Origin of the sequence: Pantoea sp. GbtcB22 (assembly GCF_019091025.1) — a bacterium.
GTDB classification, from domain to species: Bacteria; Pseudomonadota; Gammaproteobacteria; order Enterobacterales; family Enterobacteriaceae; genus Pantoea; species Pantoea leporis.
Map to the genome: position 1 here is coordinate 1 of NZ_JAGXKB010000553.1, position 248 is coordinate 248.

General features: G+C 35.9%; 1 protein-coding gene. It reads left to right on the forward strand.

The features are described 5' to 3' along the window. Nucleotides 1–248, forward strand: a 248-nt coding sequence (locus KVT28_RS25960) for a hypothetical protein (protein WP_217551142.1), incomplete at both ends; no start/stop codon positions are given.

The window sequence follows — 248 nt, forward strand, 5'->3', positions numbered from 1 at the left end:
TGTAAACAATGCAGCGGTCAAGCTGAAGAAACATTAAAAGTAGTAAGCTTTGGTGTAATTAAAGATGCTCTAAAAGAGATAACGGATAAATACGGAAGAGAAAAGGTGCGGCAGTTTGATCTAGTAACTGCAGAACAATTTGTAAGAGAAAATAGCATTACTTTAAACATAGAAAAGCGTGGCGGTAAGTTTAACCAGGAAAAACTAGGTGAATTCGTTCCGCTATCTACAGAGGAATTAATTACAGT